Raw genomic sequence first — 22,130 nt, 5'->3', positions numbered from 1 at the left:
GTTGTCCTCGGCCGATCGGACGGGGAGGGTTTCGTAGGCGGCCGGTGGCGGTCGCAACCGACCTCTCGTGGAGTCTCCCCTCATGCCGAACCCGATCGTCCAACCTGTTCGCGACGCCCTCCGGCGGGTGGCGTCCGGCCGTGAGCTGCGCCGACGGACACCGGCGGAGCTAAAGTACGATTCGGACACTCCGGGCACCGGCACCATCTACTATCTGTGCCCGGACGATGACAAGCCGTCCGGCGGTATCCGGGTCATCTACCGGCACGTGGACCTGCTCAACGCCGCCGGCCGGGACGCCGCCGTGCTGCACGATCGGCCCGGCTTCCGGGTCGGCTGGTTCCGCAACGAGACCCGGGTGCTGGCCGCCCGCGACGTGACCCTCGGACGCGACGACCTGCTCGTGGTCCCGGAGTACTACGGGCCCGGGCTGGACGCCCTGCCGGCCGGTTGCCGCAAGGTCGTCTTCAACCAGAACGCCTACTCGACCTTCGCCCGGGTGCCGTTCACGGAGACCGGGCCGGGCGCACCGTACGCCGGCGTGCCCGGCATCGAGGCGCTGCTCACCGTCTCGCGCGACAACGCCGCCCTGCTCAGGTACGCGTTCCCGGATCTGCCGGTGCACGTGGCGCGGGTGGTCGTCGACGAGCGGGTCTTCCACCCGGGCACCACCCCGGCCGGCCGGCGGATCGGCTTCATGCCCCGGCGCCGGGCCGAGGAGCAGGAGCAACTGCTGCACATCCTGCGCGGCCGGGGCGCCCTGGACGGCTGGGAGCTGCTGGCGATCGACGGGCTGACCGAGGCCGAGACCGCCGAGGCGCTGCGCGGATGCGCGGTGTTCCTCAGCTTCAGCGAGCGCGAGGGGTTCGGCCTGCCACCGGCCGAGGCGATGGCCGGCGGCGCGTACGTGGTGGGCTTCACCGGCCTGGGCGGGCGGGACTTCTTCGACCCGGCGTTCTGCGCGCCGATCGCCGAGGCCGATCTGCTGGCCTTCGCCGTGGCGGTGGAGGACGCGCTGGGCAGGTATCAGGCGGACCCGGGCGCGCTGCGCTCGGCAGGCCTGGCGGCCTCGAAGCACGTGCTGTCGCATTACCACGAGGACGGCCTGCGCGACGATCTGCTCGCCTTCTACGGCGGGCTGCGCCGACCCTAGCTGTCCTCGATACGACACCCGCGGGCGGGGGCCGCGGGAACGTGCATACCGGTCGATATCTACAGTGCATTGGGCACCCATTCACAACGGAACCGATAAGGCTTCCAAAACGGTCATTACTCCGAATGTGGATCAAGATGGCCGTCTAAGTGAAATGGACGACATGATTCCGGCCGGACAGCCACTGGCCGCTGCCGGAGGGACCCGGCACTGTGTCCAGCGAGTCGATCGACCCAGAAGGACAGACGAGACGATGCCAGGCAATCCGCACGTCACCATTCTCATCGCCAACTTGCCGGCCGAACGCGACCGCCGCGTCATCCGGGAATGCCTAACGCTGGAGGAGAAGGGCTTCGACGTCACGGTCATCGCACCGCGAGGCGACAAGAGCCTGAAGGTCCTCCCCGGCAGCCGCAACACCCGCCTCAAGCCCTACCCGGTCAAGGTGTACGGCAGCGGCCTGCTCACCTTCGCCGTCGAGTTCGGCTGGTCCTTCCTCTGCATCGCGGTGCGCCTGATCGGTGAGGTGCTGGCCGGTCGCGCCCACGCCGTGCAGGTCTGCAACCCGCCGGACGTCTACTGGCCGCTCGCCCTGCTGCTGCGCGCGATCGGCCGGCCGTGGGTGTTCGACCACCACGACCTGTGCCCGGAGGTCTACATCTCCCGCGGCGACGGCGAGCCCAACAAGTGGGTGCTGCGCGCCCTCAACGCCTTCGAGTGGCTGACCCTGCGCACCGCCACCGAGGTGGTCGCGACCAACCAGTCGTTCAAGGACAACGCCGTACGCAAGGGTGTGCACCCGGACAAGGTGACCGTGGTCCGCAACGGCCCGTCCCTGAAGGAGATCAAGGTCGACGGCGACCCGCAGGAGCCGGTGCCGGCCGACGGCGTGCTCCGCGTGGTCTACCTGGGTGTGTTCGGCCCGCAGGACAACGTCGAGGGCGTCGTGCTGGCCGCCGACGAGCTGACCCGGCTGCGCGGCCGCCACGGCTGGAAGATCGTGCTGGCCGGTGACGGCGAGAGCATGCCGTCGGTGCGCGCCCTGGTCGCCGAGAAGGGCCTCGAGGACGTCGTCGAGCTGACCGGCTGGCTGAACGGCGAGCAGGTCGACGAGGTGCTGCGCTCGGCCACCGTGGCGATCCAGCCCGACCTGCCGACCCGGATGAACCAGCTCTCCACGATGGCCAAGACCGTCGAGTACGTGGGCCGCGGCCTGCCGGTCGTGGCCGCCGACGGCATCGAGACCCGGCGCACCCTGGACGAGGCCGGCGCGTACGTGCCGACCGGCGCCCCGGAGGAGTTCGCCGCGGTCATCAACGAGCTGCTCGACGACCCGGAGCGCCGCGCGCAGATGCGCAAGCTGGGCCGCGACCGGTTCCTCGGCCAGCTCTCCTGGGAGCACCAGGCCGGGCCGTACGCCTCGGTGTTCCAGCGGCTGCTCGCCAAGCGCCTGCCCAAACAGCCCGCCCAGTCCACGCAAGCCCCGCGGATCCCGCGTCAGCGCACCGGCTCCGAGCAGCCCACCCGGGTGGACCAGCCGTGACCAGTGTCGTCATCGCGGCCCACAACGAGGCCGCCGTCATCGGGCGCTGCCTGGACGCGCTGCTGGCCGACGCGCACCCCGGCGAGATCGACGTCACCGTCGTGGCCAACGGGTGCACCGACGACACCGTCACGATCGCCGGATCGCGTCCGGGCGTACGCGTGCTCGATCTGGCGAAGCCCGGCAAGGCCGGGGCCCTGAACGCCGGTGACGCGGCCGCCGAGGGGTTCCCCCGGATCTACCTGGACGCCGACATCGTGCTGAGCACCGCGGCCGTCCGTGCGCTGACCGAGGTCCTCGAGGCCGGGGCGCCGTCCGCGACCGTGGGCCGCGAGCTGGAACTGACCGGACGCCCGCTGCTGGTCAAGGCCTACTTCGCGATCCACGGGCGGCTGCCGGTCATGCGCGACGGGCTGTTCGGGCGTGGCGTGGTGGCGCTGTCCAAGGAGGGGCGCTCCCGGTTCGACCGGTTCCCCGAGCTGGTCGCCGACGACCTGTTCCTCGACTCGCAGTTCGCACCCGAGGAGAAGGAACACGTCAACGCGTACGCCGCACGCGTCGCCACCCCGCGGCGCACCGGTGACCTGATCCGGCGCCTGGTCCGGGTCCGCGGCGGCAACGCGGCCATGCGGGCGGCCGCCGACCGCGGCGAGATCACCGTGCCGGTCCGGGCCGCCGCGCGCAGCTCCTGGCTGCGTGACGTGGTGGTCCCCCGGCCCTGGCTGGCCCCGGCGGCGGTCTGCTACGTCGGTATCACCGTGTGGGCGGCGCTGGCCGCCAAGCGGGCCGGTGACGGCGGCGCCGCCTGGGGACGTGACGAGTCATCCCGGATCAGTGATTCCGCGGAACAGCGATAGGAAGTCATGAGCGACGACGTCATCAACATCTGCTTCCACGGCATCGGCACCCCGCAGCGTGAGCTGGAGCTGGGCGAGGACCGGTACTGGATCAGCGAGGAGCTGTACCACGCCGTCCTCGACGAGATCCGTACCTGGCCGTCGGTGCGGATCAGCTTCGACGACAGCAACACGTCCGACCTGGAGATCGGCCTGCCCGGCCTGCTCGAGCGGGGCCTGACCGCCGACTTCTTCGTGCTGGCCGGCCGGTTCGGCAAGCCGGGCAGCCTGGACCAGGCCGACGTACGCAAGCTGCACGCGGCCGGCATGACCATCGGCACGCACGGCATGTGGCACCGGCCGTGGCGCGGCATGGACGCCGAGACCAGCACCGACGAGCTGGTCACCGCCCGCGAGCAGATCACCGAGGCGGTCGGCGTACCCGTCGACCGGGCCGCCCTGCCGCTGGGCCGCTACGACCGGGAGCTGCTCACCAAGATGCGCAGGCTCGGGTACCACCGGGTGTTTACCAGCGACCGGCGGCGCGCGAACTCCGGCAGCTGGCTGCAGCCCCGCTACAGCCTGCGCACCGACGACACCGTCGACGGCCTGCGCGCCGAGGCTCTCGTGGGCCCCGGCGCGCTGACCCGCCTCAAGCTCGAGGCGGTCGGCGTCGTCAAGCGACTGCGCTAGAACTACCGGCCCGCCACGCGGGCGGCGTCGCGCTGGACCGTGTCCGGCCCCGGCGCCTCCCGCAGGCGGGACGGCTTGACCAGCGCCTTCGTCGCCAGCTTGCTGGGCTCCTTGCCGAGCACCGCACGGCTGCCCTCGCGCAGCACCAGGGCCGCCCAGAACGCGGCACCGAGCGCCCGGTTGTGGCGACGGCCGTACAACCGCACCTTGTTGAGCGTCAGCAGCGTCCACAGCGCCGGAGAGACCTTGGAGTCGCCCTCCAGGTGCACCGCCTGGGCCTCCGGCGTGAAGCGGGTCGCGAGGCCGGCGTCCTTGGCCCGCAGCGCGAAGTCGGTCTCCTCGGAGTAGAGGAAGAACGACTCGTCCCACGCGCCGATCCGGTTCCAGCACTCGGCGCTGATCAGCACGGTCGAGCCCTCGGCCCAGTCGGCGACCCGCTCGGCCGTGTACATGCTCTCGTCGGTCACCATCTCGCCGAGCGCCGGGTACCGACCGGCCCGGACCGCGCCCATCAGGGCGTCGCCGAGCACCCGGCGCACCGACGGCTCCCGGCGCATCGTGTGGATGAGCTCGCCGTCACCGTCCTTGAGCAGCGGCACCGCGATGCCGGTCCCCTCGGTCTTGAGAACCTTGAGGAGGGTACGCACACAGCCGGGCGTCAACCGCACGTCCGGGTTGAGCACCAGCACGGCGTCGAACCGGCCGGCCTTGGCAACGGCCGCGTTGATGCCGGCCGCATATCCGGCGTTACGTCCCATCTCGACCACGATCGCGTCGGGCTTGAGCCGCCGCACGGCACCCACGGAGTCGTCCTTGGAGGCGTTGTCGGCGACGATGAGCTGCCAGTCCACACCCTCCAGCCCCGGCGGAAGCGATGCGATCAGGTCTGGCAGCAATCGTTCGCTGTTGTACGTGACCACGACTACCGCCACGGTTTCGGGCGTGCTGTCCAACTTGTCCTCCCCAGATGTCACAGACGCCGATCATCCTGCCGTCCGCCATGGACAGCCGGTACCGCCGGTCGGTCATCGCGAGTGTCGGAATCCGGCACCCCGGTACGGCCCGGCCGCGCCCGGATGACCGAACGGGCAGACATGAGTGGCACTTTCGTCCGCGGATTGGATCAAGTCGGTAGCGGGCTTCATCCGCCTACAGGATCGAAAGACCCATCGGGCTCTCTGAGTGTCAGCGGGTCGATAGTTATCGTCGGGCTCCTATCTCAGGATCTTTGCAGCTCTGCCGGGGCGGCCCGGCGTGGACGACGGCCGTGTCGCCGGGGGCGCGCGGCAGGGAGGCGTACCCCTTGCGAGATCTCAGATACCTGCGGCGTCGAACGCTGCTGGTTCTCACCCTGGTGGCGGCGGCATTGACCGTGCCGTCCGCCACACCGGCCGCGGCGGCGGACCCGTGCGCCCCGGTCGTCAATCCGGTGGCCTGCGAGAACACCAAGACCGGCACCCCGAAGGCCACGTGGGACGTGTCCGGCTCGGGTAGCGCCGCCCTGCAGGGCTTCACCACCGACATCAGCGTCAACGTCGGCGAGACCGTCAACTTCAAGATCAAGTCAACGGCCACCTCGTACCGGCTCGACATCTACCGGATGGGCTACTACGGCGGCAACGGCGCCCGGCTCATCACCAGCGTCAACCCGGTCGGGCGCCAGACCCAGCCGGACTGCATCACCGTCCCCGCGACCGGACTCGTCGACTGCGGCAACTGGGCCGTCTCGGCGTCCTGGCCCGTGCCCGCCACCTCGGTCTCCGGCATCTACTTCGCACGGCTCGTGCGCACCGACGGCACCAGCGGCGCCAGCCACGTCGTCTTCGTGGTCCGCGACGACGCCAGCCGCTCCGACCTGGTCTTCCAGACCTCGGACACCACCTGGCAGGCGTACAACACCTACGGCGGCAACAGCCTCTACCAGGGCTCACCCGCCGGACGCGCCTACAAGGTCAGCTACAACCGTCCGATCACCACGCGCGGCACCGGCGCCGAGGACGCGGTCTTCAACGCCGAGTACCCGATGGTGCGGTTCCTCGAGGCCAACGGCTACGACGTCAGCTACATCTCGGGCATCGACGCCGACCGGCGCGGCTCCCTGCTGCGCAACCACAAGGCGTTCCTGTCCGTCGGCCACGACGAGTACTGGTCCGGCGCACAGCGCGCCAACGTCGAGGCGGCCCGCGACGCCGGCGTGAACCTGGCGTTCTTCAGCGGCAACGAGGTGTTCTGGAAGACCCGCTGGGAGACCAGCGTGGACGGCTCGGGCACCACGTACCGGACCATGGTCTGCTACAAGGAGACCCACGCCAACGCCGTCATCGACCCGAGCACCGAATGGACCGGCACCTGGCGTGACCCGCGGTTCAGCCCGCCCAAGAACGGCGGACGACCGGAGAACAGCCTCACCGGCACCGCCTTCGAGGTCAACTCCGGCACGGTGAACCTGCAGGTCCCCGCCGAGGACGGCAAGATGCGCCTGTGGCGCGGCACCACCGTCGCCAGCCAGGCGAGCAACGCCACCGCCACCCTCGGCACCGGCACGGTCGGCTACGAGTGGGACGAGGACCTGGTCAACGCGGCCCGCCCGCAGGGACTGATCCGGCTGTCCACCACCAACGCCAGCGGCGTCGAGATCCTCACCGACCACGGCTCGTCGTACACCTCCGGCAGCGCCACCCACCACCTGACGCTCTACCGGGCACCCAGCGGCGCCCTGGTCTTCGGCGCCGGCACCGTGCAGTGGTCGTGGGGCCTCGACAGCAACCACGACCGCGGCTCCGGCGCCGCCAGCACCCCGATGAAGCAGGCCACCGTCAACCTGTTCGCCGACATGGGCGCGCAGCCGGCCACCATCCAGAGCGGCCTCACCGCGGCGACCGCGTCCACCGACACCACGGCGCCGACCGCGGTGATCACCGCCCCGGCCGCCGGCACCACGGTGTCGTCCGGCTCCCGGGTCACCGTCTCCGGCACCGCCACCGACGTCGGCGGCGTGGTCGGTGGCGTCGAGGTCTCCACCGACGGCGGCACCACCTGGAAACCCGCCACCGGGCGGGGCACCTGGACGTACAGCTTCACCCCGAGCGGCTCGGGCGCCCTGGAGATCCGCGCCCGCGCGATCGACGACAGCGCGCGTATCGGCACGCCCGCCACCCGCTCGATCACGATCGGCCAGCGGGTCTGCCCGTGCAGCCTGTGGACGGCCGAGGACGTCCCGGCGGTACCGAGCGACCCGGACGGCACCGGCACCGAGGTCGGCGTCAAGTTCCGCGCCGACGTGGCCGGCAAGGTCACCGCGATCCGCTTCTACAAGGGCCCCAACAACGGCGGTACGCACGTCGGCAAGCTGTGGTCCTCGACCGGCACCCAGCTGGGCAGCGTGACGTTCACCGGCGAGACGGCCACCGGCTGGCAGCAGGCGACCTTCGCCACACCGGTCAACCTCACCGCGGGCGCCACCTACGTCGCGTCCTACTACGCGCCGAACGGCCGGTACGCCGGTGACGTCGGCTACTTCGCCGACAGCGGCGTCGACAGCGGACCCCTGCACGCGCTGCGCGACGGCGTCGACGGGGCCAACGGCGTCTACCGCTTCGGCACCGGCTTCCCGACCCTGTCCTGGGAGTCCGCGAACTACTGGGTCGACGTCGTCTTCACCCCGAACGACACCGCGCCCGACACCACCGCGCCGGTGGTCACCAGCCGGACCCCCGCCACCGGGGCGACCGGCGTGGCGATCGGCAGCCCGGTCACGGCGACCTTCAGCGAGGCCGTCACCCAGGCAGCGGTCAGCCTGACCGGCCCGGCCGGAACGGTGGCGGGCGCCACGGCGTACAACTCCGGCACCTCGACCGTCACCTTCACCCCGTCGGCCGCCCTGGCCGCGTCCACCACCTACACCGCCACCGTCAGCGGCGCCCGCGACGCCGCCGGCAACACCATGACCAGCACGTCGTGGACGTTCACCACCGGGACCGCACCGACCGGGCCGAACTGCCCGTGCTCGGTCTGGCCCGCCACGGCGACACCCGGCACCGCCAGCGACTCCGAGACCGCCGCGGTCGAGCTCGGCATGAAGTTCCGCTCCGACGTCGCCGGCACGATCACCGGGGTCCGCTTCTACAAGGGCACGGCCAACACCGGCACCCACCTCGGCCGGCTGTGGTCCTCCACCGGGACGCAGCTCGCCACGGTGACCTTCAGCGGCGAGACCGCGTCCGGCTGGCAGCAGGCGAACTTCGCCACGCCGGTCCCGATCACCGCCGGCACCACGTACGTCGTGTCCTACTACGCGCCGGTCGGACGGTACGCGTTCGACGGCGGGTTCTTCGCCACCACCGGGGTCGACAACGGCCCCCTGCACGCGCTGCGCAACGGCGTGGACGGCGCCAACGGCGTCTACCGGTACGGCAGCGGCGGCGGCTTCCCGAGCAACAGCTGGGAGTCGAGCAACTACTGGGTGGACGTCGTGTTCACCCCGGGCACCTGAGGAGCGCACTTTGTCCATGGCTCGAACACGTCCGTTCCTCCTGATATTGGCCCTGGTCGCCGCGATGGTCGCCGTCGTCTCCCCGACGGCGGCCTCCGCCGCGACCTGCCCGTGCAGCATCTTCGCCGCCAGCGCGGTACCGGGCACCCCGGCCGACTCCGACCCCTCGGCCGTCGAGGTGGGCGTGAAGTTCCGGTCCGACCTGCCCGGTCAGATCACCGCGGTGCGCTTCTACAAGGGCTCCGGCAACACCGGCACCCACGTCGGCAACCTGTGGTCGGCGAGCGGCACCAACCTCGGGTCGGTGACGTTCACCGGCGAGACCGCGACCGGCTGGCAGACCGCCACGTTCGCCACCCCGATCACGATCACCGCCGACACCACCTACGTCGCGTCCTACTACGCGCCGAACGGCCGGTACGCCGGTGACACCGGCGCGTTCGCCTCGGCCGGCGTCGAGAACGCCCCGCTGCGCGCGCTGCGCGACGGCGAGGACGGCGGCAACGGCGTCTACCGCTACGGCAGCGGCGGCGGCTTCCCCACCAACACGTGGGAGGCCGCGAACTACTGGGTGGACGTCGTGTTCACCCCGAGCGCGGCCGACACCACGCCGCCCGCGGTCACCGGCACCAGCCCGGCGGCCGGAGCGACCGGGGTGGCGACCACCAGCTCGGTCAGCGCGGTCCTCAGCGAGGCGATCCAGACCGGCACGGTCGCCCTCACGGTGGCCGGAGCGACCGGCACCACCGCCTACAACGCGGGCACCCGTACGGTGACGTTCACCCCGGGCTCGCTCGCACCGACGACGAGTTACACGGCCACGGTCTCCGGTGCCCGGGACGCGGCCGGCAACACGATGACACCGTTCTCCTGGTCGTTCACCACGGCGGCGGCCGGCGGCTCCGGATGCCCGTGCTCGATCTGGGCGTCCACGGCCACCCCGGCCACGGCGGCGGCCAGTGACAACTCGGCCGTCGAACTGGGCGTCAAGTTCCGTACCACCTCGGCCGGCTACATCACCGCCCTCAAGTTCTACAAGGGCAGCGGCAACACCGGCACGCACACCGGCTCGCTGTGGAACAGCGGCGGCACCCGGCTCACGACGGTGACCTTCACCGGCGAGAGCGCCACCGGATGGCAGACCGCCACCCTGACCAGCCCGGTCTCGGTGGCCGCGAACACCACCTACGTCGCGTCCTACCACGCGCCGGTGGGCCGGTACGCGGTCAGCAGCAACGGGCTCGCCTCGGCGGTCACCCGCGGCCCGCTGACCGCCCTGGCCAACGGCACCGACGGCGGCAACGGCGTCTACCGGTACGGCGCGAGCGGCTTCCCGAGCAGCACCTACCAGGCGACCAACTACTGGGTGGACGTCGTCTTCGACACCACCGCGGCGGACACCACGGCCCCGGTCGTGTCGTCGCGGGCACCGGCCGCCGGATCGTCCGGCGCGGCCACCTCGGGCCCGGTCACCGCCACGTTCAGCGAGCCGGTCACGGCCGCCGCCGTGGCCCTGAGCGGCCCGTCCGGCGCCGTCGCCGGCAGCACCGCCTACGACAGCGCCACCACCTCGGCGATCTTCACGCCGTCGGCGGCACTGGCGTACTCGACCACCTACACCGCCACGGTCAGCGGCGCCCGGGACTCCGCGGGCAACGTGATGGCCCCGGTCACCTGGTCGTTCACCACCGCGGCTCCGCCGCCCCCGCCGCCGGACCAGGGTCCCGGCGGCCCGGTCCTGGTCATCAAGTCGACCGTCTCCGGCGCCAGCGGGTTCACCTCGTTCGCCGCCGAGGTGCTGCGCAACGAGGGCCTCAACGAGTTCGCCACCGTGGACCTGTCCGCGGTCAACGCCACACTGCTCGGCCAGTACGACGTGGTGCTGCTCGGCTCGACGCCGCTCACCGCGGCCCAGGTCACCATGTTCACCACCTGGGTCTCCGGCGGCGGCAACCTCATCACGTTCCGTCCCGACAAGCAGCTGGCGAGCCTGCTCGGCCTGACGTCGACCACCGGAACCCTGGCCGAGGGCTACCTGCGCGTCGACACGTCGTCGTCGCCCGGCGCCGGCATCACCAGCCAGACCATCCAGTACCACTCCACCGCCGACCGCTACACCCTGGCCGGCGCGCGGTCGGTGGCGACGCTGTACTCCAGCGCCACGGCGGCCACCACCAACCCGGCGGTCACCCTGACCGACGTGGGCACCTCCGGCGGCCAGGCGGCGGCGTTCACCTTCGACCTGCCGCGCTCCCTGGTCTACACCCGCCAGGGCAACCCGGCCTGGGAGAAGCAGAACCGGGACGGCAAGGCGCCGGTCCGCTCCAACGACATGTACTTCGGAGCCGGCTCGGCCGACTGGGTCGACCTCACCAAGGTCGCGGTCCCGCAGGCCGACGAGCAGCAGCGACTGCTCGCCAACCTGATCGGGGCGATGAACCTCGACCGCAAGCCGCTGCCGAGGTTCTGGTACTTCCCCCGCAGCCTCAAGGCGGTCGTCGTCGCCACCGGTGACGACCACGCCACCGGCGGCACGGCGGGCCGGTTCGACCAGTACCTCGCCAACAGCGCGACCGGCTGCGTGGTGGACGACTGGCAGTGCCCGCGGTTCACCTCGTACGTGTACCCGAACACCCCGCTCAGCAACACGCAGGCGGGCAATTACCAGACCCGCGGCTTCGAGGTCGGCCTGCACCTGAGCACCAACTGCTCGGACTACACGGCGGCCTCGATCGCGGCGAACCTGACCGACCAGCTGGCGTCGTTCCGGTCCAAGTACAGCTCGGTGCGTGCCCCGGACACCAACCGGACGCACTGCATCGTCTGGTCGGACTGGTCCAGCCAGGCCACCGCCGAGACGGCCAACGGGATCCGGCTCGACACCAACTACTACTACTGGCCCGACACCTGGGTCGCCGACCGGCCCGGGTTCATGACCGGCTCGGGCATGCCGATGCGGTTCGCCGACTCGGGCGGTGCGCTGATCGACAACTACCAGGCCGCCACCCAGATGACCGACGAGTCGGGGCAGAGCTACCCGTACACCTCGAACGCCCTGCTCGACGCGGCCCTCGGGTCGCTGGGCTACTACGGGGCGTTCACCGCCAACATGCACACCGACCAGGCCACCACGTACGACAGTGACCAGGTCCTGGCATCGGCGCTGAGCCGCAACGTGCCGATCATCACCGGCCACCAGCTGCTCACCTGGCTCGACGGGCGCAACGCGTCCTCGTACTCGAACATCGCCTGGTCGGGGAACAACCTGACCTTCGCGGTCAACGTCGGCACCGGCGCCAACGGCCTCACCGGCATGGTGCCGACCGCCGGACCGGGCGGGCGCACGCTGTCCACCCTCACCCGCGCGGGCGTCGCGGTCCCGTTCACCAGGACCACGATCAAGGGCGTGGAGTACGCGTTCTTCAGCGCCGCCTCGGGCGCGTACACCGCCGGTTACGCCGCCGCGGCCACCGCCACCCTCACCGCGACAGCCGCGGCCGAGGCGGGCGGCACCACGGCATCGGTCACGGTCGCGAGCAGCAGTGCTTCCAAAACCGAGATCGTGTACGGCGACGCGCCCACCGCCCTCACGCGGACCGCGGTGGACGGCACCGAGTCCGGCAAGCGCACCGTGCGGCTCGCCGGCCTGAACCCCGGCACCACCTACTGGTACCGGGTGAAGGTCACCACCCCCGCCGGCCGCACCACCACCGGCCCGCTGCAGAAGGTCACCACCGGCGCCGCCGACCGCACCGGTCCCGGCACCTCGGCGGTCACCGTGACACCTAGGCCGGACGGCACGGCACAGGTGTCGTGGCGTACCAGCGAGTCCTCGGCCGGAACACTGCTGGTCGGCGGCACTCCGGAGTCGCTGGACCGGTGGCCGGGCACCCAGAGCGGCACGCGGCAGAGTGCCGTGGTGACCGACCTGGAACCGCAGAAGACCTACCACTATCGGGTACGCAGTGTCGACGCGGCCGGGAACGTGACGACGTGGCCGGCGCTGGACCGCCCGGCGGCGACGTTCGTGTCGGCGGCGGTCGGTGTGGCCGACTACACGGCGCCGCAGCTGCGGACCGGTGTGGAGTCGGGCACCAGGGTCGGCGACGACGGTGTGCGGCTCGCGGGCGGGGGCCGCTCCGGCAGCCTCGTGTCGCGGGTCCTGGACGTGCAGCAGATGGTCCACTGGGACCGGCTGACCTACCAGGCCACCGTGCCTCGCGGGTCTTCCGTGCGGCTGTTCGTGCGGACCGGCAGCACCAGCACGCCGGACGCGTCCTGGAGCGGGTGGACCGCGGTCGGGCAGGGCGGCAAGGTGCCGGGTGGTTCCCGGTACGCCCAGTACCGGGCCGAACTGACCCGGACGGCCGGCGGCTCCACGCCGGTCCTGCACGGTGTCGGCATCACCTCCGACGGCGCGGAGCTGCACCACCCCACAGAGAAGTAATCCCCTCCCCCACGGCCGCCCCGGCACCCGCTCCCCGCGGGTGCCGGGGCGGCCCCCTTTTACCGTCACACCATCACAGTCAGCCTTGGTGGAGGCCGACGGCACGGGGCGGGGCGAGCAGGCCGTCGATCGCGGCATGGTGGTCGTTCAACGGATGTCGACGGTTCCCCGGACGGGCAACTCGACGTCAATCTTGTATTCCCACCGAATCAGCTGGATGGCCTCGCGGTCAGCGCCGAGACGCTGAAGAGTTTCCGCGGTCAGGTCAACGCCGGGCCGGCGCGCGCCATACAGCGTCACGCCCGCCAGGCGGTGGGGTTTTCGTAGTGCTTCGCTACGCCCTTGCGGAGGACCGCAGCCAGTTGGGGCAGGTGTTCGGTGTCGGCGGGCAGATGCAGACTGTCGAGCAGGGTCAGGGCCTCGGGTGGGTCGAGTCGGCCGGACGCGGCGTGATAGCTGCCGAGCAGGGCGCGGAAAACCGCCGGCCGAAGCTCGGCGACGGTGGCGGCGGCCTGATAGACGTCGCGCTTGTCGTCCCAGTCGACCGCGCCCGAGTCTTCCAGGACGTGGCGGGCGCGCCGATGCAGCGGACCGGTGGCCAGGTCGGGGAGGCGGCCCGCCTCCGCGAAGCGGCGCACGTCGTCGCCGAGCAGCGCGTCGAAGGCGGCCCTGGCCGTCGCTCCCCAGAACCAGTAGGTCCTCAGGTTCAGTCTGAGGTGCTCGATCGGTTCCGGGGCCGCCATCCGGTCGCGGAGGCCGGCCCAGAAGGTGTCGGCGACCGCCGGGTCGGTGTTGTCGAGGACGTAGGCGTTGAGATGGGTCAACACCTCGAAGGCGGCGGTCAGGTCGAGCAGGCCGAGCGCCGTGTGCACACCTTGTACGGCGTCCAGGTCCTCGTCGGTGGTGATCTCGAACGCGGTGTGGAAGGCGACGTCCTCGCCTGACATCTCCTCCGGAGGGGTGCCGTCCGACCGCCATCGGTCGGGTCCGATCGGAGTGAACCCGAAGTCGGCCAGGTACAGCAGGGCCAGGTCGGCATCCGTCGTACTCACTCGCGGGAGTGTGCCCGGGGGCCGGCTCGGGTGTCCACGCGATTATGGGACCGGGTTGCCCACACGGCTGGGTCGCCCTCCATGAGCCACGGGACCGGGTGGTGGGCACCGGCCAGCCACGGGCGCGCGTAGGGCGTACCGGATGATGGTTTTGAATGTCAGAAGGCCCGGGGAGACAGCTCCCCGGGCCTTTGTGGTGGTGCGGAGCGGTCAGTAGGCGCCCGAGCTGCGGACGACCGCGCTGACCGTGCGGAAGAGGATGGCCAGGTCCATGGCGAGTGACCAGTTCTCGACGTAGGTGAGGTCGAGGCGGATCGACTCCTCCCAGGACAGGTCGGAACGGCCCGAGACCTGCCAGAGACCGGTCAGGCCGGGCTTGACCACCAGGCGGCGCAACATGTCGGCCGGGTAGTCGGCGACCTCCTTGGCCAGCGGCGGGCGCGGGCCGACCAGCGACATGTCGCCCTTGACCACGTTGAGCAGCTGCGGCAGTTCGTCGATCGAGAAGCGGCGCAGCCACTTGCCGACCGGTGTGATCCGCGGGTCCTCACGCATCTTGAACAGCGCGCCGTCGGTGTCGTTGAGGTTGCCGAGTTCGAAGAGGCGCGCTTCCGCGTCGACCTGCATGGTCCGGAACTTGTAGAGCATGAACGGCTTGCCGTTGCGTCCGACCCGTTCCTGCATGAAGATCGCCGGGCCACGACCGCGCGGCCCGAACTTCACGAGCAGCGCCACCACGGCGAGCGCCGGCGACGCGAGCAGGAGCAGCATGATCGCGCCGACCCGGTCGAAGATCTCCTTGACGACGCGGGCGCTGCCCTTGAGCTTGGGGTGCTCGACGTGCAGCATCGGCAGGCCGTCGACCGGCCGGATGGTGGTCCGGTCGCCGGCCACGTCGACCAGAGTGCTGGCCACGATCAGGTCGATGTCGTCGCGTTCCAGCTGCCAGGCGAGACGGCGGACCGCGGGGCCGTCGATCTCGGGGCAGGACAGGACGATCACGGTATCCGCGTCCGAGCGGGCGACCGCCGTGGCGACGTCGTCGAAGTTGCCGTAGATCGGTGGCATGCCGGTGACGGCCCGGGTACGGGGCGGACCGGGCGGCAGGCAGGCACCGATCACGCCGAGACCGTGGAAACGCTCGCGGCTGAGCCGGCGGGTCATGTCGAGCACCGCGCGCTCGTGACCGACCAGGACGACCCGGTGCAGGCGCTGGCCGTTGGCCCAGGCGCGGTGCAGTCGCTGGCGGTAGAAGAAACGCGCGCCGAGGTCGACCAGGAGCGCCAGTGGCATGGCGATGAGGACGTAACCGCGGGCCAGGCGCAGATCGAATGCGAACGAAACAATGGCGAGAGCGGCGGTCAGCGCCAATCCCGCACGGAATACCCGCGCATACTCCTCGGTGCCTACGAAGAGGTGACGGGGCTCATACGCTCGGTTGAACGCGAGGCACGCGATCCACGCCAGCGGCAGAAGCAGTGTGAGCGCAAGGTAATCACGCTGATACGGCGCGATGCCCTCGGCGCCGAACCGGAGCAGCAGCGCCCACGAGGCGGCGCTGAGGCCCACCAGGAAGTCGATGACGTAGAGCGACCGGGCGTAGCGGCTCTGCCACCCGGTGCGGGCCTTGGTGGCCCGGGAACGGGCCTTGAGCTGCGCGGCGGTCGCCGCGAGATCGACGGTCTCGACTGATTCAATTGTTCGCACGCCAGGCCCCCATCGTCGGCTGCGACCGACTCATGATGATCCACATGTGAAGGTGTGCTCGGACACACCGACCAGAAACGCCCCTTGGCGGAAACCACCGAGACACAACAGACAGACTGTCAATGCGACCACGATCGCGCTACATCTTTCCGTTCGACAGGCATGGCGATTCGGATGATGCGGGGAACCGGGAGACGCGAGTGTCCAAGTAGGACCGCGCAGGCACTCTCACTATCGACTGTCGTCAATCTGACGCAGCGATTCGACATAGCTGTGACAAGCGGCGTAACGAGGCAGCAAACCTTTCGCGCCGGCCTCGGCGAGGCTGGGAGCCACAGCATCCTTGCCGGACAGTACGGGCTCGGCCACCGGCCAGGCAATCCCAAGTTCGGGATCAAGCGGATGCACTCCGTGTTCGTGCCCCGGCCGGTAGGTCGAAGAGCACAGGTAGGCCACGGTGGCGCCCTCGGTCAGGGCACAGAATCCGTGCCCCAATCCTTCGGACAGATAGACGGCCCGGCGATCCTCATCGTCCAGCCGCACCGCCTCCCACGTCCCGAAGGTGGGCGAACCGACGCGAATGTCGACGATCACGTCGAGCACCGCGCCCGAGACACATGTCACGTACTTCGCCTGCCCCGGCGGCACATCGGCGAAATGAACACCGCGCACCACACCCCGCGCCGAGGTCGACAGGTTGGCCTGTGCCAGGTCGAGCCGATGCCCGACAGCCTCGGCCAGGGCGTCGAACCTGTACCACTCCAGGAACCGGCCCCGATCGTCACCGTGCTGCACCGGGGTCACCTCGAAGGCGCCCTCGATACCCAGGGGGCGGATCTTCACCGCACACCGCCGTCCAGCAGACGGATCAGGTATTGGCCGTACCCGCTCTTCAGCAACGGCTGCGCCAGCTCGCGCAGCTCGTCGTCGGAGATGAAGCCGGCCTGCCAGGCCGCTTCCTCCACACAACCGATCTTCAAACCCTGCCGCTCCTCGATCACCCGGACGTACTCCGAGGCCTGGACCATGGACTGGAACGTCCCGGTGTCCAGCCATACCGTGCTCCGGTCCAGAACCGTCACATCGAGCCGTCCCTGGCGCAGATACTCCTCGTTCACCGCGGTGATCTCCAGCTCGCCGCGGGCGCTGGGCTCCAGATTCTCGGCGATCTTCACCACGTCGGCATCATAGAAGTAGAGGCCCGGCACCACGTACGTCGACTTGGGATGCTCCGGTTTCTCCTCAATTGAAAGCACTTTGCCCGATTCGTCGAACTCGACCACTCCGTACCGCTCCGGGTCCGCCACCGGATAGGCGAAGATCCGGCCGCCGGAGAGGTCGCCGAAGCGGGACAGCTGCCGGTCGAGGCCGACACCCTGGAAGATGTTGTCCCCCAGGATCAGCGCAACGGGCTGGTCACCGATGAAGTCGGCCCCGATCCGGAACGCCTGGGCGATACCGTCGGGTTTGGGCTGAACCGCGTACTGCAGGTCGAGGCCGAATCGGCTCCCGTCACCCAGCAGACGCTCGAAGTGTGGTTGGTCCTCGGGGGTCGTGATGACCAGAATCTCCCGAATGCCCGCTGACACCAGGGTCGTCAGTGGGTAGTAGACCATCGGCTTGTCGAAGATGGGCATGAGCTGTTTGGACATGGCCATGGTGATCGGCCAGAGCCTCGAACCGGTACCACCGGCGAGAAGAATTCCGCGCACCGGCTGACCCTAAACAGTCGGCGCCTACGTCTAAACTCGCCACCCGTGCAGATTTTCGTGACCGGTGGTGCCGGCTTCATCGGATCGGCCTACGTCAGGGCCCTCTTGCAGGACGAGTACGCCGGTGCGGCCGGTGCCTCGGTGACCGTTCTGGATCTGTTGTCCTATTCAGGCAATCGTGGAAACCTTCCCGTGTCGGATCCCCGACTGCGATTCGTGCAGGGCGACATTTCCGATTCCGACCTCTTGCGGGAACTCCTTCCCGGACATGACGTGGTGGTGCATTTCGCCGCCGAATCACACGTGGACCGGTCTATTTCGGGCGCTATGCCGTTCGTCACAACGAATGTTCTCGGCACCCAGGCCCTCCTCGACGCGTCCCGCGAAGCCGGAGTCGGCCGGTTCGTCCACGTCTCCACCGACGAGGTGTACGGCTCCATCGACACCGGCTCCTGGAACGAGACGTGGCCGCTGGCGCCCAACTCGCCGTACGCCGCATCCAAGGCCGGCAGCGATCTGATGGCTCTCGCCGCGCACCGCACCCACGGCATGGACGTCGTCGTCACCCGCTGCTCCAACAACTACGGGCACCACCAGTTCCCGGAGAAGGTCATCCCGCTCTTCGTGACCAACCTCCTCGACGGCAAGCCCATCCCGCTGTACGGCGACGGCGGCAACGTCCGCGACTGGCTGCACGTCTCCGACCACTGCCGCGGCATCCAGCTCGTCCTGGAGAAAGGCCGGGCCGGCGAGGTCTACAACATCGGCGGCGGCACCGAACTCACCAACCGCGAGCTCACCGAGCGCCTCCTCGAAGCGTGCGGCGCCGGCTGGGACATGGTGCGGCAGGTCGCGGACCGCAAGGGTCACGATCGGCGCTACTCGCTGGACATCACCAAGATCTCTCAGGAGCTGGGGTACGCCCCGCAGGTGACGCTCGAGGACGGCCTCGCCGCGACCGTCGCGTGGTACCGCGACAACCGCGGCTGGTGGGAGCCGCTGAAGTCGCGGGCCGGTCTCTGATGCCGTCTCAGGCTTCCGCCGCCTCCTCCTCTCCGGCCTCCGCCGCCTCCCCCGCCGTCGTCTCCCTCAGCGGTGGGGGGCAGCCGGTGCGGTGGCTCGTCACGGGTGCCGGCGGGATGCTCGGCCGCGACCTGTGCAAGGTCCTGGCCGAGCACGGCGAGACCGAGGTCGTCGCGGCCACCCGCGGTGAACTCGACATCACCTCGCAGGCACAGGTCCGCGCCGCGGTGGCCGAGGCGGATATCGTCCTGAATGCCGCGGCCTGGACGAATGTGGACAGCGCCGAGACCGAGGAGGAGGCTGCCACCGCGATCAACGGTCACGGCGTCGCCCTCCTCGCGGCCGAGGCCGGCAAGCGTCTCGTCCACGTGTCTACCGACTACGTCTTCGACGGTGCCGCGACCTCGCCGTACCCGGAGGACAATCCGCACGCCCCGGTCAACGCCTACGGGCGAGGCAAGGCGATCGGCGAGCGGGCGGTGCTGTCCAGCGGCGGCTACGTCGTGCGAACCGCGTGGCTGTACGGCGAGCACGGCCCCAACTTCGTGCGCACCATGCTCCGGCTGGCCGCCGACCGCGACACCCTCGACGTCGTCGACGACCAGGTGGGGCAGCCGACCTGGTCGTACGCCCTGGCCCAGCTGCTGGTCGACCTGTCTCACGCCGCCCTGTCCGGCCGCGCGGCGCCCGGCGCCTACCACGGCACCGCGGCCGGTTCGACCAGCTGGTTCGGCCTGGCACGTGCGGTCTTCATCGAGGCGGGCCTCGACCCGGACCGGATCCGCCCGACCACGAGCGACCGTTTCCCCCGCCCTGCCCGGCGGCCGGCCTACAGCATCCTGAGCCACGGCCGCTGGTCGGGCACCGGGGTCGCGCCCCTGCCCGAATGGCGCGGCATGCTGACCCAAGCCATGCCGCTCTTCCTGCCCTGAGCTGTCCCTCTGCTTTCTGCCTTCCGGGCGGCGTTGCCGCTTCCGTTCCCGAACCGCCCCTCCTGTCCACCTGCCTTTCCGAGCCTGTCCTTCGGACCTGCCTGCCTCCCTTCCCGGAGTCTGCCCGCCTGCCTTCATGCCGGGAGCCCGTCTACCTGCTTTCCCTCCGGGAGCCTGTTCACCTGCCTCTTCCTGGGTGTCCGCCCACCTGTTTTTCCTTCAGAGCCTGTCCGGTTGCCTTCTTCCCGGGTGTCCGCCCACCTGCTTTCCCCTCAGGAGCCTGTCCGGTTGCCTTCTTCCCGGGTATCCGCCCACCTGCTTTCCCCTCAGGAGCCTGTCCGGTTGCCTTCTTCCTGGGAATCGCCTCAGGCGGGCAGGTCGTCAGTGATGGGCGGGTTTGACGGCCAGAACCGGACGGGTGGCATTGAGGAGAATCTGCTGGGCCGCGCTGCCCAGGAATAGCTTGCCGACCGGGCTCCGCCGACGCAGGCCGATGACGATCACCGACGCGTCGGCCTCGTCGGCGGCGGCGAGCAGTGCCTCGGAAAGCTCGCCGGTGTGTGACGGCTGGCGGATCTCCAGAGCGACGCCCGCTTCTGAGGCCCTTTTCGTGAGAGTGGCGAGCTCGGCGGGGGCGGCCGCGTCAGCACTCACCGGCGCCCCACTGCGTGGCGAGTTGATCAGTAGCAGGGGTTCCGCCCGGCGTACGGCCTCGTCGAGAGCGGCAGCGAAGGCGGCCTCGCCCTCTACCGTGGGAAGGTAACCGACAAGGACGGTCATTCCGGCTCCTTGGTCTCGGAGTTGGGGTTCCGGCTCGGGGACTCGCCGGGACGTTCGGCCATGCTGCCGACCTGCGCGTCCGCCGGCCCCGTGCTCGATGGGGACTGGCTCACCGGCTTACCGGCCACAAGGCCGCTCTTCATCTGCTGGCTGTCCGCAGGTCGGTTCTCCGCCGACTCGTTCACCGTCGGCCCGGGCTCCATCGACCCGGTCTGGGTCTGCGCGGTGTCCGTCGGACGGTCGGCTTCGGGATGGGCGGCAACCTCGCCTCCCGCAGTCGGGGCTGGGCGGCGTCGGCGAAGCAGAGTCCCGGCCAGCGGCAGGAGAACGACGGCGAGGAACATGGCGAAGAGGGTGCCGGAGATGGGTCGGGTGACGAAGCCGGTCGGGTCGCCGTCGAAGAGCAGCAGGGAACGACGCAGAGACGTCTCGAGCAGGCTGCCCAGGACGAACGCGAGCACCATCGGACCGGGGTCGAACCCGGCCTTCTTCATCAGATAGCCGAGAACGCCGAAGCCGATGACCAGTCCGATGTCGAAGACGCTGTTGTTGACCGTGTAAGCGCCGACCAGGGTGATCAGCACTGTGATCGGGGCGAGGACCGTGGCGCGGACCCGGAGGATCCGGACGAACACGCCGAGCAACGGGATGCTCATGATCAGCAGCAGGACGTTGCCGATGTACATCGAGTTGACCACGCCCCAGAACAGCTCCGGGTGTTCAGTGACCAGCTGTGGGCCCGGGGTGACGCCCTGGATGAGCAGCGCGCCGAAGATGACGGCCATGGTCGCGTTGGCGGGGATGCCCAGTGACAGCAGCGGGATGAACGAGGAGGTCGTGGCCGCGTTGTTGGCGGTCTCCGGTGCGGCGACGCCTTCGATGGCCCCCTGGCCGAATCGTTCCGGATGTTTGGAGCGGCGTTTCTCCAGGGCGTAGGCGGCCAGCGAGGAGAGGACCGCGCCGCCGCCGGGCAGGATGCCGAGGACGAACCCGATGACCGAGCCGCGGCCGATGGCTCCGGACGACTGGCGCAGGTCCGCGCGGCTGGGCCAGACGCCGGTGACCTTGGCGGGCGGCTGCACGGCCCGGTGGCGTTCCTCGAGGTTGTAGAGGATCTCGCCGAGACCGAAGAGCCCCATCGCGATGGGCACGAAGTCGATGCCGTCGGCCAGTGACAGGTTGCCGAGGGTGAAGCGTTCGGCGCTCGTGAAGTCGTCACGCCCGACGGTGGCCAGCAGCAGGCCGACCCCTGCGGCGGCGAGCGCGCGGATCCGGCCGCCGCTGCTGATGGTGGCGACCAGCATGATGCCGAGCAGCGCCAGGAGGGTGTACTCGGGTGGGCCGAAGTCGAGGGCGAACCCGGCGACGATCGGGGCGACGAAGGTCAGCGCGACGATCGAGAGGGTGCCGCCGACGAAGGAGCCGATGGCGGCGATGCCGAGGGCCGCGCCGGCCCGGCCCTGGCGGGCGAGGGCGTACCCGTCGAAGACGGTGACGACCGAGGACGCCTCGCCGGGCAGGCGCAGCAGGACCGAGGTGATGGTGCCGCCGTACTGGGCGCCGTAGAAGATGCCGGCCAGCATGATCACCGCGGTGACCGGTTCCATGCCGAAGGTGACGGGCAGCAGGATCGCGATGGTGGCGGCCGGACCGAGGCCGGGCAGGACGCCGATGAGCATGCCGATGACGACGCCGACGAGGCAGTACAGCAGGTTCGTCGGCTCGAGGACGACCGCGAAGCCGTCGATGACCGCGGACAA

General features: G+C 70.2%; 16 protein-coding genes. 8 read left to right on the top strand and 8 right to left on the bottom strand.

Translation table 11 applies throughout. The features are described from left to right. Window positions 1–82: 82 nt before the first annotated feature. The 4 genes from CLV67_RS23620 (at window position 83) to CLV67_RS23605 (ending at window position 4,225) form a co-directional block, all read left to right on the top strand. Window positions 83–1,153: a glycosyltransferase gene (locus CLV67_RS23620; protein ID WP_106321902.1), complete on the top strand. Its 1,071-nt coding sequence runs from the start codon at window positions 83–85 to the stop codon at window positions 1,151–1,153. 253 nt (window positions 1,154–1,406) lie between these two features. Then, the gene (locus CLV67_RS23615; protein WP_106321900.1) at window positions 1,407–2,696 is read left to right on the top strand and encodes a glycosyltransferase family 4 protein; all 1,290 of its coding nucleotides are present in this window, start codon (window positions 1,407–1,409) and stop codon (window positions 2,694–2,696) included. Further along, window positions 2,693–3,553: a glycosyltransferase gene (locus tag CLV67_RS23610; RefSeq protein ID WP_106321898.1), complete on the top strand. Its 861-nt coding sequence runs from the start codon at window positions 2,693–2,695 to the stop codon at window positions 3,551–3,553. Before CLV67_RS23615 ends, CLV67_RS23610 begins: the two co-directional genes overlap by 4 nt. Before the next feature lie 6 nt (window positions 3,554–3,559). Further along, on the top strand, window positions 3,560–4,225 hold the full coding sequence (locus CLV67_RS23605; protein ID WP_106321896.1) for a polysaccharide deacetylase family protein: 666 nt from the start codon (window positions 3,560–3,562) through the stop codon (window positions 4,223–4,225). A 2-nt stretch (window positions 4,226–4,227) separates the two neighbouring features. Here CLV67_RS23605 and CLV67_RS23600 read toward each other — a convergent pair whose 3' ends face one another. Next, window positions 4,228–5,178, bottom strand: a complete 951-nt coding sequence (locus CLV67_RS23600; protein WP_106321894.1) for a glycosyltransferase family 2 protein — start codon at window positions 5,176–5,178, stop codon at window positions 4,228–4,230. Between the two features lie 350 nt (window positions 5,179–5,528). Between CLV67_RS23600 and CLV67_RS23595 the strand changes: the two genes are divergently transcribed. Both CLV67_RS23595 and CLV67_RS54295 read left to right on the top strand, forming a co-directional pair. After that, window positions 5,529–8,717, top strand: a complete 3,189-nt coding sequence (locus CLV67_RS23595) for a N,N-dimethylformamidase beta subunit family domain-containing protein (RefSeq protein ID WP_106321892.1) — start codon at window positions 5,529–5,531, stop codon at window positions 8,715–8,717. Between the two features lie 16 nt (window positions 8,718–8,733). Beyond that, entirely contained in the window at window positions 8,734–13,164 is a 4,431-nt protein-coding gene (locus CLV67_RS54295; protein WP_106321890.1) for a DUF4082 domain-containing protein, read from the top strand. 147 nt (window positions 13,165–13,311) lie between these two features. Here the strand turns inward: CLV67_RS54295 and CLV67_RS52015 are convergent, their stop codons facing one another. The 5 genes from CLV67_RS52015 to rfbA form a co-directional block, all read right to left on the bottom strand. Further along, window positions 13,312–13,464 (bottom strand): hypothetical protein, encoded by a 153-nt coding sequence (locus tag CLV67_RS52015; RefSeq protein ID WP_170153966.1) that lies wholly within the window; start codon window positions 13,462–13,464, stop codon window positions 13,312–13,314. Then, entirely contained in the window at window positions 13,461–14,216 is a 756-nt protein-coding gene (locus tag CLV67_RS23585) for a hypothetical protein (protein ID WP_106321888.1), read from the bottom strand. Before CLV67_RS23585 ends, CLV67_RS52015 begins: the two co-directional genes overlap by 4 nt. Before the next feature lie 210 nt (window positions 14,217–14,426). Next, window positions 14,427–15,923, bottom strand: coding sequence for a sugar transferase (locus CLV67_RS23580; RefSeq protein WP_106321886.1), 1,497 nt, complete (start codon window positions 15,921–15,923; stop codon window positions 14,427–14,429). Window positions 15,924–16,154: 231 nt separating this feature from the next. Beyond that, complete coding sequence (locus CLV67_RS23575) at window positions 16,155–16,766, bottom strand: dTDP-4-dehydrorhamnose 3,5-epimerase family protein (RefSeq protein WP_106321884.1); 612 nt, start codon at window positions 16,764–16,766, stop codon at window positions 16,155–16,157. Next, the gene (rfbA, locus tag CLV67_RS23570) at window positions 16,763–17,635 is read right to left on the bottom strand and encodes a glucose-1-phosphate thymidylyltransferase RfbA (protein WP_106321882.1); all 873 of its coding nucleotides are present in this window, start codon (window positions 17,633–17,635) and stop codon (window positions 16,763–16,765) included. Before rfbA ends, CLV67_RS23575 begins: the two co-directional genes overlap by 4 nt. A 45-nt stretch (window positions 17,636–17,680) precedes the next feature. Between rfbA and rfbB the strand changes: the two genes are divergently transcribed. Beyond that, window positions 17,681–18,658 (top strand): dTDP-glucose 4,6-dehydratase, encoded by a 978-nt coding sequence (rfbB, locus tag CLV67_RS23565; protein ID WP_106321880.1) that lies wholly within the window; start codon window positions 17,681–17,683, stop codon window positions 18,656–18,658. An 86-nt stretch (window positions 18,659–18,744) separates the two neighbouring features. After that, a complete protein-coding gene (gene rfbD / locus CLV67_RS23560; protein ID WP_239166466.1) occupies window positions 18,745–19,590 on the top strand; it encodes a dTDP-4-dehydrorhamnose reductase in 846 nt (281 codons plus the stop codon). Window positions 19,591–19,971: 381 nt separating this feature from the next. Here rfbD and CLV67_RS23555 read toward each other — a convergent pair whose 3' ends face one another. Together CLV67_RS23555 and CLV67_RS23550 are read right to left on the bottom strand one after the other, a co-directional pair. Continuing rightward, entirely contained in the window at window positions 19,972–20,370 is a 399-nt protein-coding gene (locus CLV67_RS23555; RefSeq protein ID WP_106321877.1) for a universal stress protein, read from the bottom strand. Continuing rightward, window positions 20,367–22,130, bottom strand: a complete 1,764-nt coding sequence (locus CLV67_RS23550) for a tripartite tricarboxylate transporter permease (protein ID WP_106321875.1) — start codon at window positions 22,128–22,130, stop codon at window positions 20,367–20,369. The genes CLV67_RS23555 and CLV67_RS23550 overlap by 4 nt, the downstream gene beginning before the upstream one ends.

It is taken from the genome of Actinoplanes italicus (assembly GCF_003001815.1).
Classification (GTDB): Bacteria; Actinomycetota; Actinomycetes; order Mycobacteriales; family Micromonosporaceae; genus Actinoplanes; species Actinoplanes italicus.
This window is presented reverse-complemented; position numbering and strand designations above follow the sequence as displayed.